At 39.7% G+C, this 17,637-nt stretch carries 13 protein-coding genes; 6 read left to right on the top strand and 7 right to left on the bottom strand.

All coding sequences use genetic code 11. The features are described 5' to 3' along the window. Nucleotides 1-58 precede the first annotated feature (58 nt). Genes KKC46_16735 through KKC46_16725 form a run of 3 tightly spaced genes read left to right on the top strand, consistent with a single transcriptional unit; the run spans nt 59 to nt 3,053 of the window. A complete protein-coding gene (locus KKC46_16735) occupies nt 59-1,207 on the top strand; it encodes an acyl-CoA dehydrogenase family protein (GenBank protein MBU1055447.1) in 1,149 nt (382 codons plus the stop codon). Nucleotides 1,208-1,215: 8 nt separating this feature from the next. Then, complete coding sequence (locus KKC46_16730; protein MBU1055446.1) at nt 1,216-2,040, top strand: electron transfer flavoprotein subunit beta/FixA family protein; 825 nt, start codon at nt 1,216-1,218, stop codon at nt 2,038-2,040. Beyond that, a complete protein-coding gene (locus KKC46_16725) occupies nt 2,037-3,053 on the top strand; it encodes an electron transfer flavoprotein subunit alpha/FixB family protein (protein ID MBU1055445.1) in 1,017 nt (338 codons plus the stop codon). The genes KKC46_16730 and KKC46_16725 overlap by 4 nt, the downstream gene beginning before the upstream one ends. 140 nt (nt 3,054-3,193) lie before the next feature. On the opposite strand, the gene KKC46_16720 is transcribed toward KKC46_16725, so the two are convergent. The 7 genes from KKC46_16720 to KKC46_16690 form a co-directional block, all read right to left on the bottom strand. After that, nucleotides 3,194-4,513, bottom strand: a complete 1,320-nt coding sequence (locus tag KKC46_16720) for a DUF1329 domain-containing protein (protein ID MBU1055444.1) — start codon at nt 4,511-4,513, stop codon at nt 3,194-3,196. Between the two features lie 107 nt (nt 4,514-4,620). Next, nucleotides 4,621-6,405, bottom strand: coding sequence for a hypothetical protein (locus KKC46_16715; protein ID MBU1055443.1), 1,785 nt, complete (start codon nt 6,403-6,405; stop codon nt 4,621-4,623). A gap of 372 nt (nt 6,406-6,777) precedes the next feature. Then, complete coding sequence (locus tag KKC46_16710) at nt 6,778-7,179, bottom strand: hypothetical protein (protein ID MBU1055442.1); 402 nt, start codon at nt 7,177-7,179, stop codon at nt 6,778-6,780. A gap of 264 nt (nt 7,180-7,443) precedes the next feature. Then, nucleotides 7,444-8,448 carry a hypothetical protein gene (locus tag KKC46_16705; protein MBU1055441.1) on the bottom strand — a complete coding sequence of 335 codons (1,005 nt, stop codon included), beginning with the start codon at nt 8,446-8,448 and terminating at the stop codon, nt 7,444-7,446. Nucleotides 8,449-8,482: 34 nt separating this feature from the next. Then, on the bottom strand, nt 8,483-10,894 hold the full coding sequence (locus KKC46_16700) for an MMPL family transporter (protein MBU1055440.1): 2,412 nt from the start codon (nt 10,892-10,894) through the stop codon (nt 8,483-8,485). A gap of 1,060 nt (nt 10,895-11,954) precedes the next feature. After that, nucleotides 11,955-13,130 carry an acetyl-CoA acetyltransferase gene (locus KKC46_16695; protein ID MBU1055439.1) on the bottom strand — a complete coding sequence of 392 codons (1,176 nt, stop codon included), beginning with the start codon at nt 13,128-13,130 and terminating at the stop codon, nt 11,955-11,957. 25 nt (nt 13,131-13,155) lie between these two features. Then, entirely contained in the window at nt 13,156-14,565 is a 1,410-nt protein-coding gene (locus tag KKC46_16690) for an OB-fold domain-containing protein (protein MBU1055438.1), read from the bottom strand. A gap of 334 nt (nt 14,566-14,899) precedes the next feature. On the opposite strand from KKC46_16690, the gene KKC46_16685 reads away from it, so the two are divergent. From KKC46_16685 to gatC, 3 genes are all read left to right on the top strand, one after another. Next, on the top strand, nt 14,900-16,564 hold the full coding sequence (locus tag KKC46_16685) for an arginine--tRNA ligase (protein ID MBU1055437.1): 1,665 nt from the start codon (nt 14,900-14,902) through the stop codon (nt 16,562-16,564). Between the two features lie 62 nt (nt 16,565-16,626). Continuing rightward, nucleotides 16,627-17,337 carry an SPOR domain-containing protein gene (locus KKC46_16680; GenBank protein ID MBU1055436.1) on the top strand — a complete coding sequence of 237 codons (711 nt, stop codon included), beginning with the start codon at nt 16,627-16,629 and terminating at the stop codon, nt 17,335-17,337. 10 nt (nt 17,338-17,347) lie between these two features. After that, nucleotides 17,348-17,635: an Asp-tRNA(Asn)/Glu-tRNA(Gln) amidotransferase subunit GatC gene (gene gatC / locus KKC46_16675; protein MBU1055435.1), complete on the top strand. Its 288-nt coding sequence runs from the start codon at nt 17,348-17,350 to the stop codon at nt 17,633-17,635. Nucleotides 17,636-17,637 lie beyond the last annotated feature (2 nt).

Below are 17,637 nucleotides of genomic sequence, written 5' to 3'. Positions count from 1 at the left end.
AGTGATCAATCCTGGTTTTATAGCAATTGGCATAGCCGGGGAAAAATCGGAGGGTATTTTGAATTTTAATCCCTGTTTAAAACATAAAACTGTGCGTAAAACCGTGAGCAAATTTGTTGAGACAGAACTTGGCCCTATTGCTCATGAAATTGATCAGAATGCGCGTTTCCCAGTGGAAGTAGTCGAAAAAATGCGGGCATTAAATTTTTTCGGCCTTCAGGTTCCAAGAAAATACGGTGGAGCCGAGATGGACAGTATCAGTTATGCAATTGTTATCGAGGAGATATCACGTGTTTGTGCTGCCATGGGGCTTTGCATAACTGTTCATAACAGTGTGGGAACTAATCCCATTGCACAATTTGGAACCAAAGAACAAAAAGAAAAATTTTTACCGCCACTTGCAAGCGGAGAAATAATTGGTGCTTTTTGCCTTACCGAAGCAAACGCAGGTTCTGATGCAGGTGGAGTTGAAACCACTGCAGTTGAAGACGGCGATGATTATGTTATTAACGGCACCAAAATATTTGTTACAAATGGTGGAATCTGCGGTTCAGCTCTTATTTTCGCTATAACCGATTCGGAAAATCAGCGCAGTACAAGCAGCGTGCTAATAGCAGAAAAAAATACGCCCGGATTTTTTGTAGGAGAAATTGAAGACTTGTGCGGTATGCGGGCTAATCCTGTTTCTTCTCTGTTTTTTGAGGATTGCCGGGTTCCAAAAAGCAATTTGCTCGGACGCAAAGGAGATGGTCTGAAGATCGGACTTTCTACACTTGATTCAGGCCGTATAGGCATCGCCGCCCAGGCTTTGGGCATAGCACAGGCAGCTTTTGATGATGCTCTTAAATATTCAAAAGAACGGCAACAATTTAAAAAACCGTTAAGTAATTTCCAGACTATTCAAAATTATCTTGCGGACATGGCAACCGAAATTGATGCCGCCCGTTTACTCTTATACAGAGCCTGTGTTTTTAAAGATTCAGGAAAGGCTTTTGGTGCAGAAGCTGCAATGGCTAAATTATATTGCAGTACGCTGGCTTCACGTGTAACCGGCCTTGCTGTCCAGATTCATGGCGGATATGGTTACAGTAAAGAATATGATGTGGAACGCTATTTCAGGGATGCAAAAGTTACTGAGATTTATGAAGGAACCAGCGAAGTGCAGCGCATGGTAATAGCGCGTTCTTTGCTTTCAAAACCAACGTAGAGAAGAAAATGTTAAAATTGATTGTATGCATAAAACAGGTGCCTATGGTATCGGAACTAAATTGGGATCCGCGTACAGGTACCTTGAAGAGAGATCTGGCGGAAGGCATGATGAATCCGGCCTGCCATCATGCTCTTGAAGCGGCATTGCGCTTAAAAGATTTACATGGCGGTCATATAACTGCTATTACAATGGGCCCTCCGATGGCGGAAGAAGTACTCAGAGAAGCCATGGCAATTGGTGCTGATCGCTGCATACTGCTTACTGACAAGCGTTTGGCAGGAGCCGACACCTTCATGACATCTTTTATCCTGGCTCGTGCTATTGAAAAAGAGTGTTCGAATTTCGATATTATCCTGTGCGGTTGCCATACAAGCGATAGTGAGACTGCGCAGGTTGGGCCTCAACTTGCCGAGGAACTGAAAATCCCTGGCGCGGCTTATGTTGAGTGGCTTGAACTTAAGGAAAATATTCTTCGCATGAAGCGTTTGTCCGATAATTTTCTTGAAACAATGGAAATGGATCTGCCTGGTTTGGTTACAGTGACTACCAGCCACTACCAGCCGCGTTATGTACCACTATCTGGGATTCAGGATGCTTACGACAAATGCGATATTATTACATTAGATGCTGATGATCTTAAGCTTAATATTATTGGTACAAAAGATTCTCCCACAAGAATATTGAAAGTCTATTCACCATGTTCTGAGAAAAAGAATATTGAGATGAAAGGTCCAGCAAAAAAAATAGCTGAAGAACTTTTAGACAAATTCGGACGAAAAATCGGTGGTGCAATTAAAAAAGATTTGAAAGCATACGAGCAGGAAAAATGAAGAAGAAAGCACAAACAGCAAAAGTAAAGGATATTTGGGTTTTTGGTGATTACAGAAACTATTTTCAAACAAGAGTTACTTTGCAGCTTCTTTCAAGAGCAGGAGATCTTGCTGCCAAAACCGGAGCTTCAGTTTGTGCGGTTATATTCGGCCATAATCTGGATGAGTATGTGAGTGAATATATTGCCCACGGAGCCCATAAAGTATATGTGATTGAGCACAACTCTTTAAAAAAATACAGCATGGAAATTTATATCTCTCTTATGGAAAGACTGGCCAGAGAGTATGAACCGGATATTATACTGGTAGGAGCCACAACTTTTGGAAGAGAATTTGCGCCACGAATAGCAAAACGCCTTGGGACAGGGCTGACTGCTGATTGCGTGGGCCTGGACATAGATGATCAGGGAATTCTGGTACAAACAGCTCCAGCTTTCGGAGGCAATCTGCTGGCCGAAATTATTACACCCGAAAAACGGCCGCAAATGGCAACGGTGCGGCCAGGCATGTTTCAGGAAATTCCACATGATTATGAACGCAAAGGTGAAGTGATAAAGCTGCCTCTGCCAAAAGATCTGCCAAAAGAGAGATTGAGGATTGTTCAATATCAAAGAAAACCGCATCGCGGTCAGAGGATAGAAGAGGCAGACGTTGTTGTGTGCGGCGGGCGGGGCATGGGAGGTAAAAACAGATTTAAAAAACTTTTTGAACTGGCAAGGCTTTTAGGTGGAGAAGTGGGTGCCACCCGTCCTGTAGTTTATTCAGACTGGGCAGATCCCGAACTTCTGGTAGGCCAGGCCGGAAAACATATTAACCCCGATGTTCTTTTTTCTTTCGGAGTCAGTGGTGCAATCCAGCATACAGCTGCCATACGGGATGCCGGGCTTATTATAGCTGTAAATAAAAATCCCAATGCAACCATGATGAAAAAGGCGGATGTAGCTATTGTTGCCGATACAAATCAGTTGTGCATGGCGCTTATCAAAGAATTGAAAAAGAGAATCAGAAGTTAAATTCCAAACATAAATTTTACAACTACTAAAAAATAAACAGGCCAAAAGCATATAGCCTTTGGCCTGTTTATTTTTTAGATAATCTCTTTAGAACATCGGGAAAGTGATAGCACTTTCCCGATGAGCAATATGGAGGGTTGTTATTTAGACAACAACAAAAAATTATTCACGCTAAAAAAGCTAGGGTCCAGTTTTGAAGCAGGCATATACAGGAATTCTTCCGGATGTGCTGATCGGTTTACACTTGTAGCATGACGCGCTTTTTCATCTATATAAAGCATAGCATCATGATCCCCTACATTGTTTTTACCGCTAGGGCTTTCACTGTAGTGCATTGGTAAAGTAATCCATGTACGGAAATCTCCTGATTTTTCATATACCTCCTTGTACCATGTGACATAAGTTTCCTGATCAATATAATTTACGTGCAGCCCCCAATTATAATACGGATCTTTAGGCATCTGTTCAACAATCCATACTTTTCTTGGAACATAGATAATATTTTGAGGTGCCCAGGTGGCTCCTTTCCAGTTTGGATCGTCAAAGCCGAATTGTAAGTGAGTTCCGGTATAGGGAAACGCCCTGTGCGTACTTCCATCAGGAAATTCCTGCATTGGGATCATATCGGAACTGGTAAAAGAAACAAGTATTGTTTTCTCACCAACATACTTCCATTTCATGGTTCTGTCTTTCCCACCCCACCCGTAATTTGTATCCAGCCATGAATCAGAACCCATATAAGGGTCGGACCTCGTTGTTGAGCCGGTTTGCCGAATCCTTCGGATGGCTGGAACATAGGCATAATTGCTATCCTGCCTTTGATCCATATAAATGTAGCCCAATGTGTTGGTCCCTTTCATACCCATCGGTTCCAAAACTCTTTGAAATTCGTAAGTCAGAACCTTGTCCGGATTGTTTAGTTCCTGACCGGGCGGGCGGCCATTCATATAAAGGCGGGAATCCAAGCCTTGAATATAACGTTCTTCCCCATTTTTGTCTATCCACATAACACGGATTCCCTCTCTTGTGGCCAAAAAACGGTACCTCTGGAAATTGAAGTTATATATTATCTTTGCCCCGGCCTTCGGATCTTTTAAATCAATGTTGGGAAAAGGAAAACCGTAAACATTTTCCGGGTATTTCCCGGTGCGTTTATCAATCAAATCTCCATCAGGAGTTATATCAAATTTCCCTCCATTCTTTGCGCTGGCAGCTAAAAAGCTGTTGGTATGTTTATATTCGAAATTGATTTTTCCCGGTGTAACAATATAGTCGCCCCTGTCAATAGCCCGGTACATAGCAGGAAGCAGAATGTCTTTATATTGAGAACAGTTAGTTTTATCTATGGTTTTTGGTAAATCCATAGCCTGTAAGGAACTTCCGATTTCCAGGAGAAGAACAAACAAAGAAAGCAGCGATAAACCCAAGTACTTAGTGATTCGTATTAATTTTATTCTCACTTTTTCCTCCTTTGGTTTTATTAATAAAATCCAATTGTTATTTCATGTCTTGCCTGACAACGCTTTAACAACAGCTAATACGATCCTCAATCAATAAAACAAAAGGGTTACCATTCATATCCTACTTTAATGGATGCCTCACTCGCTTTCTTTACAAATCTGCCGAATCCGTAACTTGCCCAATCGTCTCCCATAAAGGCCTGAAGTACTGCTTCGGTATAAAAGTTTGGAGTTATAGTCCATTTAATGGAAGGACGCAGCATCCATGTTGTACCCTCTCCATGTTTTCCGGGGGTGCAGGCTACAACAACCATTGGAGCAAGTTTGCTGGCCCACCAGTTTGTCATTACCTGAAGATAGAAGCTATCCTGTTCCCGGATGTTTTCACGATCAGCATTTAATACACCTATTTGTGCTTGATCCAGTCCGTCACTGCCATGCCATTCATTTATGGTAGTATGCAACCACTCAAAAGTGACTCTTGTAAGATCATGAGGAGAAATCCATTTTAAACGCAGATCTTTGTCAATCGCAAGCATTGTCTTTGTGACCGGTTTATAAACATATGCATGAGATATTCCTGTTCCATCCCCATTAGATTGATATTCATTACCATTCCAAACTGGCGACATGGTCGAAAGCTCAACCCCATTAACAGTAAATGCTTTATTAAACGATGCTATAGGATATTTGGTGTAATGTGAAACCTCACCTCTTATAACAGCCTCAAAGCGACCCAAAAGCATTTGGTAACTGAAATAACCGCCATAAACATGCTGTTTATTATGGGTAATTGTAACCGAGTCAATACTTGCAGGCATGGCACCACCTGGCAAAATGGCCTCATTCCATTTAATGTCCATACCACCTTCATTGACCACATCCCTGAAATAAAGCAGGGAAAGACTGAATCTGTCTCCGATCTGTGCCGATACTTTTCCACCGTATTCATTATTGTTGGTGGGAACATCCTGCCTCATTGTTGCTCCATTAAGAATTGTTGTCGGTGCTAACAGGGCTGCTTTTGTTCCTGGTACCATACTATCTAGGAAATTCAGATAAGCATCAGGAGATCCTCCCGTATAAAAAGGAGTACTTGTATCACTGTAAAAATAAGTTCCAGCTTGTTGCACTTTTTGACCTAAAAAAGCATATGGCAAAGGACTCATATAAGGTGACTCCATTCCACCTGGCTCTCCGGTCACACTATCCATTGGTGCAAGCTGGGTAGGCCTGATATCAGGAACCCACAATAAATCAAAATTAATACTGGTTCTTGCAAAACGCGGCAAATCGAAATTTAACCGGCCCATCCAGAGGGGGGTTTTTACATCATCAGGATTCTGGAAAAACATCTGGTAAGACTGGTCGGGGGGGTTGATAACATCATTAAGGGTTTCAAGCTGACCTTCGCCCCAGGAAACTATCTGTCTTCCTGCTCTTATGAAAGCCCTGTTGCCCATCCCGCCTTTATAGGCAACATCAATAAAAGCTTCTCTTAAATCAGACTCAAAGCGGATGTCTTCTTCGCCATAATCGAATCTGGAAGCACCTAAATCTTCTGTAATATTATATCTGTGCGCAGCAAGATCAAAAATTGAATCATAAGCACCCCTGAAGGTTAAATGGACTTTTTCAACTCTAAAAGGGCCCAGATCCATATCAGGATCAACGTCAACATCAAACTTTAATGTATTTCTCTGTTGTACTCCATAGGCTTCGTCAAAAAAACCGTACTGCATACCATTTACATCGCGCACAACAAAATTAGATTCCAGATAACCATGAAAGCTACTAGTTACTTGAGCCACAGCAATTGGAGAGAAAAATGCCAATATTGCCAGTGCGACTAAAAAACATAAGCCTGTTTCACCCCATCTTCTCTTTCTCATACCTTTCCTCCTTAAATTTAAGTTTCTTAAATAAATTTATTATTCAGTTAGTTGAAACTCTTTGCACCTCCTTTCTTTTTTTAAATTCACTGATGTCCGGTTAGGTTTTTGCTTATCACCGAAAGTGTTTTTGTTCTTTGAAAAAATAAGAATCTGCAGAACTTTCGGAATCACAAAGCTCGTATTCGTAATTACCGTACTCTTTTGATGCTGACCCGCTTTCCATGCGTTAGGTAGCAATAAACAGCAAGGAGCAAGATAGGTTCTGAGAATATTCACCATTAGTCCATACTGGCTTCTTGCAATGAGATAGTAAACCCGCAGGTGATGTTTACATCAGGCAAAAACAATGCTGTCGGCATTTATATCATCCTATTTATGAATCAGGGTTTTGATCGTATCAGCCTTAATCCGAATCACAAAACTCTTGCCTTCGGCCTGGAGAGAATCGAATCCGGCATGTTTCTGATAACCACAATCACTTACACCTGTTTGGTCAGGAGAAAGTATCTGACTGAAGGAAGGTCTTTCAGCTCCATTGCCGTTAGTAAAATAAATTTTTGAAGGAATTCTTTTTTTTATGTTAAAGCCGGGAAGGATTTTGTCTTTTTTTGAGTTTTTCCGACAATCCGCCCAGGCCATTGAAGGCACGACATCGATTAGCGAACCATCAAAAACTATATGTTCTCCCAAGTCAGGACGCCGATTTGGGAAAGTATTAGATGCTTCGATACAAAATATTTTATGGATATATTGCAGTTGTTTCAGCCCCATATTATTGATTGCCTCAAAAAAACTGCTTTTCTCTATGCCATCTTTAGGAGTGATATTTTATCGAACAAAGTCATCTTATTTAAAAACTTAAACAAGATGACGGCCCAAAGTATGCTCTTTCTATGTAAAAAAAGATTAATGCTTTTAATGCGTCTTCGAAAGACATTTTCAAAGGTCTATCACCTTGTGATTTGGGCGCTGGCGTTTCAGCGAAAATATTTACAGCCGGGTGCTATAGTTTATGAAATGATAGCGGTCGATATTCTACTTTTTAATAGGAATAATATTGGGCATAAACCCCATTAACTTCATTTGATTATCTTCTATCATGATACATACGGATCGCATTCCCAGCATAATAGCATTTGCGCCATCAAGCAATTCAACATCAGCAAACCAGAAAAGACTTACATCTAGTGGTACAGGCAAGACTTTCCATGTTTTGCCACTATCATTGCTTGTAATAATCCAGCCTCGGTCACCTACTGCAATCCCATTATTATCCCTTAATTTAACACTATACAGTGATCGAGTATTTTCTTGCATACTCAATGCGTCTATTTTAATATTTTGCCACGTACTGCCCCCGTCCTCAGTTCTTAAAATAGTATTACTCAAGCCAACAGCCACACCCTGTTGTTGTGAGGAAAATGAAATATCAAAAAGTGAATTTATTGTACCTGACGTTTGGTTAGTCCAGTTGATACCGCCATCAACCGTATGCAATATCGTACCATACTCACCTGCAATCCATCCGGTATCTTCCCCCTTGAAATCAATACTGTAAAGTATCAAATCTTCAGGCAGTGTTTTATCTTCCCAGGTTTTTCCTCCGTCTTGTGTGTAAAAAATAGCCCCCCAATCGCCAACTGCCCAGCATTTTTGAGGAGTTAGGGCTTTTACAGCAAAAACATGCCTTTTTTTAGGTAAAGATTGTTTTGCCCAGATCTTTCCTCCGTCTTCCGTTTTAAAAATAGCTCCGGATTTGCCGCCTACCCACCCGGTTTTGGAATTACAGAATGATATGGATAAAAGGGGAGTATCTGTGGAAATTTCCTGCTTTTCCCAATTCATGCCACCATTTTCTGTGTGAAAGATAGTTCCTCTGAGTCCGGCAGCAAAACCTTCTTTTGCATCAATAAAACATTCAGAAAGTATGTGTGGGACGCCAACTCCGGCCTTTCTTTCAGCAAAAACACTATCCGGGAAAAGGTATAATAGCGCAGTTAATAGTAATATTGGAGTAATGAAATTTCTTACCTTATTCATGATATTTTCTTCTCCCTTTTTTCGCCTTGTAGATTTAATCGACTTTATATTTTTTTATGGTTCTCTCCGGGCCTATAACTGCAACCATAGCTGGTATAAAGATTAGAGCACCAAGCATGTTGAAAAACATGAGAAAGCATAGCAGCATTCCCATCTCGGATTGAAATTTCATATCCGAAAAAATCCAGAGGACTATTCCTCCGATAAGAGAGGTTGCTGTAAAAATAACAGCTTTTCCGGTGGTATTAATAGCTGTGAAAAGAGCTGCCTCATAGTCTCCCTGCCAGCGGTATTCCTCCGCAAGCCTGCTTAGAATGTAGAGGCCATAATCGACTCCAACACCTACTCCTACAGCGGCTACGGGCAATGAACTGATATTAAGGTCAATATTCATTGCAAGCATAAACCAGTCGCATAAAACCTGGGAACAGGCTAAAGGCAGAATAAGAATCAATGCAGCGGTAAATGATCTGTAAGTCAAACTGCAAAGAATAAAAGTCAGTAAAAAAATAGCAATCATGCTTACCCAATATGAATACTCAACCTCTTCATTCACTGCTGCAAGAATGCCTAAAATGCCGCCGGCTAACCGGAAGTTGACCTGTTCCACCGGATGTTCAGTAATATACTTGTTAAGAATGGAAATTGTATTCTTTATACTTTTGTTGTTATAATCACGAAAGAAGATAATTACTGTGGCGTTGGTATAATCTCTTGATATGTATTTATCCATTTCTCCGCCAGTTGATGAACCGCCCACAAGTCGGAAAACCTGTTCGATATGGTTAGGATCTTCCGGCAAAAGCAACCACTTCGGGTAGCCGTCATGAAACACCTTGAAAACCATTTTAGTCATATCGGCAATCGTAAGAGCCCCACCGGCTGTGGGTACGTTTGAAACGGCATAAACTCCCATATCTTCAAGTGTTTTCATAGCTTTGGCACTTGCAATTGCTCCTTTTTTCTTGCCTTCGGCAACGACTACCATTTGGTTTGCGCCAATAAACTGAGTATTTACTTTCTTTGCCGCAACATTGTACGGATGATCGTCATACAAAATAGCTTTTCCGGCGCTTGTATCTCCTACTTTAATGTGAATAGTTGCTATGATTCCTCCGACAACGATGACCACCAGCATAAAAATTACACTGGCCCATTTTTTCCAGGAAACGGAAAAAGAGGTACAAAACTTACAGGCTACGAGATATGCCGCATCTCCGGATCGGCTTCCACCGGCTTGCCGGACACCATCAGAATTATTACCATTCTCAAGCACGGGCTGTTGAGATTTCACATTTGTTTTCGGAGAGGGAAAGAAAGTAACCAGTATGGGATTAAGAAGGACAACACTTATATAAATACTTATAATCCAAAAACTTCCGATAATACCAAGCTTTTGCATAAGAGGTATGGTGCATACGACAATGGTGAGAACTCCTAAACCGTCAGTAACGATAGATACGATTGCAGGTTTATACAGATAGGCATAAGACTTAATTATAGCTGTTTCCTTGTCGCCATAAAGTAAATAATCCTCATGATAACGTTCCAGGCACTGTACGGAATGGCTTATAGCTCTTGCGGAAAGCAGCATGGGAATAACCAATATAAGCGGATCAATATTATATCCCATCACACCGGCAAAACCCAGCCCCCATATAGCGCTTAACAAACCGGATATAATGGGTATCACTACACCTATTATGGTTCTGAAATAATATATAAGCATTGTCATCAGAATCAAGCCTGTAAAAATGAAGATCAAATATAGCTTGGGAGTAAAGCTTGCTATCCAGGCATAAAGCATGGGATAGCCTGTAATATAAAGCTTGTGGTTGGCATCTTCAGATTCGCTTTTTATTCTTTGCATTTCATTGTAAAGATTCTTAAGATCAAGGCCTTCTTCCCAAAACCCGGCGTTAATCAATGTAGCCTTATCATCCATGGTAACATACACGCCACGGATTCCCTCATTGCTGTAAATCTTTTCTTTAATGGCTCTTAAATCTTCCGGACTTTCAGGCAAAACCTTCACTATAGATCCAATAGAAATAGCATTACTGCCCACACCAAAGTTTTTTAATCTTGGATGGGTCAGAGACATGACCTGCAAGGGATCCACCCCTTTTACTGAAAGAATTTGTTTGGTTATGTGGTCAATTTTTTTAATTGTTTTTGGATTATAAATATCCCCGTCTTTTACCTCTAAAACCATGCTCATTACATTTGCAGTTCCGAACATGCTGCGGTATTCTTTATAAAGTTGAATATAAGGATGTTTTGGCGGGTAAAGCTCAAAAAAGTCTGTTGTTATTGTGACTCTAAAGGCAATCTGATAAATAAAAAAAGCTGTTATAAGCACAACAGCAGCTAAAATCGGAAACTTGTACCTGAGTTGAAATTGAATAAGTTTTTTCCATATATTGTCTTGTTTCTCTTCTACCATTTTTCAACCCCCCAAAACTTTAGTATTATTGAAATCTTCATACTAACCACCATAAAAATCACCGAAATTCCGATAGTAACCCATGTAATAATCACCAGATATTCAGACAATACTTCACAAAAATTACAATACTACTCTTAATAATCGTAGTACTAAAATATGCTGATTTCTCAAAAGTCTGGAAATTTTAAATCGATTATTTTAAGTTTGTTACCAAAAAAACTGAAATTGGTTACTAGTGTCAACTGAACAGCATAGCAAAAGCAGCACAAACATCTAAACATAGAACATTTGGTATTTTGATATAGAGAAGTAAAAAAGGAACCGTATCTAATTAAGGATACAACAAGTAGGTGTTATTTTATATTACCTTAATATAATTACAAAATAACTAGCAAAATACACAATGTTCTTTTGACCCTGGCCAGCCTTAACAAAAGAGCCTATTAAGCAATGCTTTTAAAAGAGCAGTTTTTTTTGTAAGCACACATATTTAGAAGGCTACAGCTTATAGAAATATATTAAGATGGCATAATCGCTGCCATTTGAAACAAAACACTTCTAACGATTTTTTTGTTATCGTAAATTTCGGGTATAAACATTTTCAAGAAGATGTTCTATATATATTTAAGATCCATAAGTATTATGGACTGCTTCTTTTAAGAAATTTTTTGTTTAATATTAAGCAAGGTGATAATGTAAAAATTTTCTGATAAAATAATAGACGTGATTCCATATCCTCATCTTGGAAGCTATGTCAAGTTATTTCTTAGGAATTTATTAAGGAGGATGCACTGAAATTATTATTCAGCAACAGCCAGTAAAGATACGCATCCTGAAACTGCTTTTGTCGAATTTTAAATCTGCCTATCTCCCCCGGGATGACAGTATATCTTCCCCTTTTCGACTATTTATTTTTTTATATAATTATCATCTATAAAAAAAATTTGCAACAAGTAATTATTTAGCTTTAATATTAAAGGAATCTGACTTTTAAGTAATAAAAGGTCAGATTCCTTAATTTTTAAAAACATGTTGTGGCGGCTTTATCAAAAGCTCATCAATTGTTACGACCAAAAATAGCCACAGCGCAATTTGATCCGGGTACGCCCCCCAAATTATGGCTTAATGCTATTCTGGCATTTTTTACCTGACGCGGGCCGGCCTTCTCCAGAAGCTGATTGTATAACTCATAAACCATTCTTATACCGCTTGCCCCAAGAGGATGCCCGAAGCATTTGAGACCGCCATCGGTATTTACAGGCAAAGCCCCATCTAATGCAAAACGGCCTTCCTCAACATCTTTTTTTCCTTCTCCCTTATGGCTTAACCCAAGGTCTTCATAAATAAATAGCTCATGAATAGTAAAACAATCATGTACTTCAGCAATATCTATCTCTTCATGGGGATCTTTTATGCCTGCTTCTTTATATGCGGCCGCAGCTGCTCTGAGATTTTCTTCCATGTGCAAGAAGTCATAATCAGTTGAAAGAAACGGTTGACCGCTGCCGCTGCTTACCCCAAACCCTTTTATTAATATATAATCTTTTTTGAGACTCTTTGCTATCTCAGGTGTTGTAAGGATAGCAGCAGATCCACCATCGCTTATGCCGCAGGCATCATATAGACTCAACGGATATGCTATCATAGGGGACTTTAATACTGTCTCAATGGTTATTTCGTTTCTAAGATGAGCATTTGGACTCATCGTTCCGTTGTGATGATTCTTAACCGCTATTCTGGCGAGCAGTGTTTTACCTTCCTCCAGGCTGAGCCCATGATGATGAAAATATCTTGTGGCTAATTTGGCAAAGAACTGTGCTGGCGCTGTCCTTACATCTACCCTGCTGTAATCAGGAGGCATACGAGCCCAGTTAAAGCCTGAATTATGGTCCTTTAATTTCTCCAAACCGCATGCTAAAACAATATCATATGCTCCTGATGCAACTCCGTAAGCAGCATTTCTTATGGCTTCGGTTCCACTGCAACAAACATTCTCCACGCGGGTAACAGGCACATAGTCCAATTTCAAAGGACGGGTAAGTATAGTCCCTGAATTTCCCGTAGTCACTGTTCCGAGCCAACCTGCCTGTATTTCCTTTTTATCGATTCCGGCATCTTCAATCGCTTCCATACAGGATTCAAGCACCAGGTCGTCCGGGCTCTTGTCCCAAAGCTCCCCAAACTTGGTGCAGCCCATACCTATAATAGCGACTTTATCTTTGATTCCTTCCATATTTATTCCTCCCTAATATATTTTGTTACAAAAACCGCACAGGCATGGCTTTCCAATAATAGTGATAAATCCCCTCATCAAAGAATATCTTCCGGAAGGTCATCTCAACTTCCATCCCCACCTTGACTTCTTTAACATCTTTATCCGTCATATATACTTCCGCTCTGCCGCCGCCTTCAAAATCGACAACTGGCAAAACGCACGGTTGATCAACCATACTCATAAAATCCATCGAATAAGTATATACTGTGGCCTTTTTATCGGATAATTTTACTTCATCATATTGATCCACGGAACCACACTTTACGCAGACCCGCTCGGGAGGAAACTGAACAACCCCACATGGCTTACATTTGCTTCCGCAAAGCCTCATAATCCTGCTGCGTTCACGGTACAATGCAGGAACAGCAGTGTTTTCCTGGTAATTTGAGTAATAAATCTTCTCATGTTCAGGGTTGAGAAGCCCGCGCCATATAAGATAAGTGGTGTATGCAGGAATCATCTTTTTGGATTCAAGATGTGCTTTTACACCATTTTTATTTCTTATTTTATCAATCTGATCGGTTACCTTAAGTGCTATGGCATCAGCCCCGTCTCCATAACCAAGAACAAGTATCCTGTCTCCGGGCTTAGCTTCATCAAGCGCTGCTGCAAGCTGAATAAGAGCAAAAGATGTTCCTGTATTACCAAGAACGTCAAGCATTGGATTCTGAAGCTGGGTAGCAGGGTCAAAACCGAGTTTTTTTGCCAGCTTTGCCGAGCTTTTAGGATCCGGTGTATAAAATACTATTTTTGTAAAATCGGAAGGTTGAAGATTAGTTTTTTTCAGAAGACCAGCAACTGCCTGAGGGGCAATTTTATTATAGCCCTCTGTTAGACCGAAACGAGCTTCCCAGAATCGAACAAATTTATCATCCTGGGTACGCCATATATCAAGTATATCGCATGAAACCGAATAGCTCGCCTCTATTTCGGCAGCCACATCAGTGTCACCTATTACAAACGCTGCCGCTCCATCACCAAATATGCGCTCATGTTGCTCCATAGGAAGCCCTATCCGAGTATCGGCTGCAACAACCAAAGCTTTTTTCACACTTTTTGCAGCAACAGCGTCAAACGCTGACAAAAGTGCTGATGTTCCCCCTTTCAGGGAATTTGCAATATCGACAGTACCAATTCCTTGCGGAAGATCACAGGCAGCAGCTATAACGGTCGCAGCTTGTTTTTCCTTGTAAGGAAAGGTTGTTGAGGCAAAAAAGACTTTTTCAATTGAGGCTCTGTCGGAGCCTTTCAGACAATTTTCCCCGGCCGCTACTGCCATCGTTAAACTGTCCTCGTCGAAACAGGCAATGGCTCTTTCAGTTCTCATGCCCATTGCCTTACCGCCCATTCTCCAAAGGGGGACGTAGCTCCCGTAAGACGTTATCCCTACCATTTCTTTGCTCCTTATACTTAAATGTTTTGAAGCTCTCCGCATCAATACAACGGATAACAGATTACCAATTATTACTCCAGATTAAATCTTTGACTGATAGGCGTATCCCAAATCATCGTATATGTCAAGCCAAAACATGGCATATAAAAATCCATGCAAGTCCCCATTAATGCTATAAAAAATTACTTAACATATGAACGGATAAATAGAATAAAGTTGAAATATTAATTGAATAAATCTATGAATTAAACTATAGCTTAAAAAATAAAACACCTTTGCTTTAGTTTTCATCTGTAAGGGCACTCTCTATTTAAAAAGGCAAAATAAATTATAAATGAAACATATACTTTCTGATCTTATACTTTCTGCTGCAAAAAAAGCTTTCGATAAAAACAAACTAAGTTCGAATAACTTCCCATCCGTTACTATCGAAGAACCGAAAATTTCTGCACATGGCGATTTTTCATCAAATTTTGCAATGGTTATGGCTTCTACACAAAAAATGTCTCCAAGGAAAATCGCTGAAGTTATTTCAGGTGAAATGGAAAACACAAAAAGTGTTATTGAAAAAATTGAAATCGCAGGACCGGGTTTTATAAACTTCTTTATAAATCCCTGCGCGTGGCATTCTGTTTTGCAGATAATTTACGAAAAAGATGAAAAATACGGTTCCTGTGATATAGGAAAAAACAAAAAAGTTCAGGTTGAGTTTGTAAGTGCAAATCCGACCGGACCTCTTCATGTAGGGCACGGAAGAGGGGCCGCTGTGGGAGACAGTATCGCAAATATTCTTTTGTTTTGCGGCTACAATGTCGAGCGGGAATATTATATCAACGATTCCGGGAGACAGATTAACACTCTTGGGCGTTCTGTCTATTTGAGATACAAAGAATTGCATAATGAAAAAGTTGATTTCCCCGATGATTGCTACCAGGGAGATTATATTCGGGATATAGCCCTGAAAATGAAACAGGAACAACCAACCAGCCTGCTTGATGAACCCGAAGATAAAGCAATAATGTTTTGTGCGCATTTTGCGGCTGACGATATACTCGCCGGTATAAAAAATGACCTTGATCTTTTTGGTGTAAAATTTGACAACTGGTATAGCGAACAAAGTCTTTTTGATTCAGGAAAAGTTAATTCCATAATAGAAGATTTTAAAAACAAAAAAATTATCTATGAAAAAGATGGGGCCTTCTGGTTTAAAACATCGGAATACGGGGATGAAAAAGATCGTGTTACTATAAGAAACAATGGCCTTACCACATATTTTGCATCAGACATTGCTTATCATATGGATAAATTTGAACGCGGATTTGAACGCATAATAGATGTATGGGGTGCCGACCACCATGGGTATATTCAGCGTATTTGCGCTTCAATCGAAGCTTCGGGACGACAAAAGGAACAGTTCAATGTAATTTTGATCCAGCTTGTAAATCTTTTACGAAATGGCGAACCAGTTGCTATGTCAACAAGATCCGGCGAGTTTGTTACTCTGGAAGACGTAATCAAAGAGGTAGGATCTGATGCAGCCAGATTTATATTTTTAACTCGCCATTTTGAGAGTCATCTTGATTTTGATTTGGAACTTGCAAAGAAAAAGTCAAACGAAAATCCTGTATATTATGTTCAATATGTGCATGCAAGAATTTCAAGTATATTAAGAAAGGCGGATGAGCTTGGAATAAATGAGCTTAAATGGGATGACAAGCATGTATTTAGTTTAAAGGAATCGGAAGAAATCCAGATTTTAAAAACATTATCCGCCTATCCGGAGGTTGTGAGATCAAGCGCAGAGCTCCTTGAGCCGCACCGCATAACATATTATCTTATGAATCTTGCTGCCTCCTTTCATAGCTATTATAATAAACACAGAGTTCTTTCTGATGATCCGGTTATAGCAAGAAACAGGTTATTCCTTGTGTTTGCAATAAAAAAAGTAATAAGAAACGGTCTTGGTCTGCTTGGGGTAAGCGCTCCTGAAATAATGTAAAAATACTTGGCATGTAAGCATAAAGACATTTGAAAAGTTACTTTTTATGGAGGGATCAATTTATGGAAGAAAAAACAAAAAAGTTTACCGATGAAAAAAGCCCTTATCTTATCCTGACTCGTAAAAAAACAATAAAGTGGTTTGTTATTTTTCTTATTATTTTCGGATGGATGTTTATACTGGGTATTATGGTTGGAAGAGGAACTGCGCCTATACAATTTGATATAAAGAATATGAAAAAAGATATCATAGTAGAGGTTAAAGACACCATTGCCAAGGAAAAAGAAGAAGTAATGACAAAGATCAATGTTTTAATGGACAGACTTACTTCTTCCGGCAAACAGGATCTGGATTTTTATGAGGATCTGAGCAGCACAAAGGAATTGCCGGAAAGCATTAAAATAAAAGCTGTTCCGAAACGGGATGCAATTCCTTCCTCAGGCCAGGAACGTATAGATTCTTCTCCAAAAGAGCCGGAATCTGCAAAGACCGAAAAAAAAGTCATTACTAATGAGCCTTCTGTGCCTTTGAAGGCTGCCGGGCAGGTTTTTACAATTCAGGTTGCTTCAGTTAAAGATCAAGAAAATGCAGAGAAAATGGTTGGAGAGCTCACCCAAAAAGGTTATTCGGCATACAGATCTTCGGCAGAAATTAAAGGAAGAGGGATGTGGCACAGAGTAAGGATCGGCGAGTTTGGCGATAGAGCAAGGGCTGAAACTATCCTTATCAAACTGAAAAAAGATAAATTTAATGGAATAATTGTAACAAAATGAGTTAAATATTATGAAAATAACCAGAGATGATATTATACATGTGGCTAATCTTGCCCGTCTTGATATGGATGAAGAATCCATTCAAAAATTCGTTGCTCAGATTGATGACATATTAAAATATATTGAAACACTTAATAATATAAATACTGAGGGTGTGCCGCCTACTTCTCATGCGATTAATCTGACAAATGCTTTCAGAGATGACGAAATAAAGCAAAACATTGAAAGGGATGCGCTATTGGAAAATGCTCCTGAAAAAGAAAACGGAAATTTTTTAGTTCCGAAAGTAGTGGGATAGCC

The organism is Pseudomonadota bacterium (genome assembly GCA_018817425.1).
Lineage (GTDB): Bacteria > Desulfobacterota > Desulfobacteria > Desulfobacterales > RPRI01 > RPRI01.
This window is presented reverse-complemented; position numbering and strand designations above follow the sequence as displayed.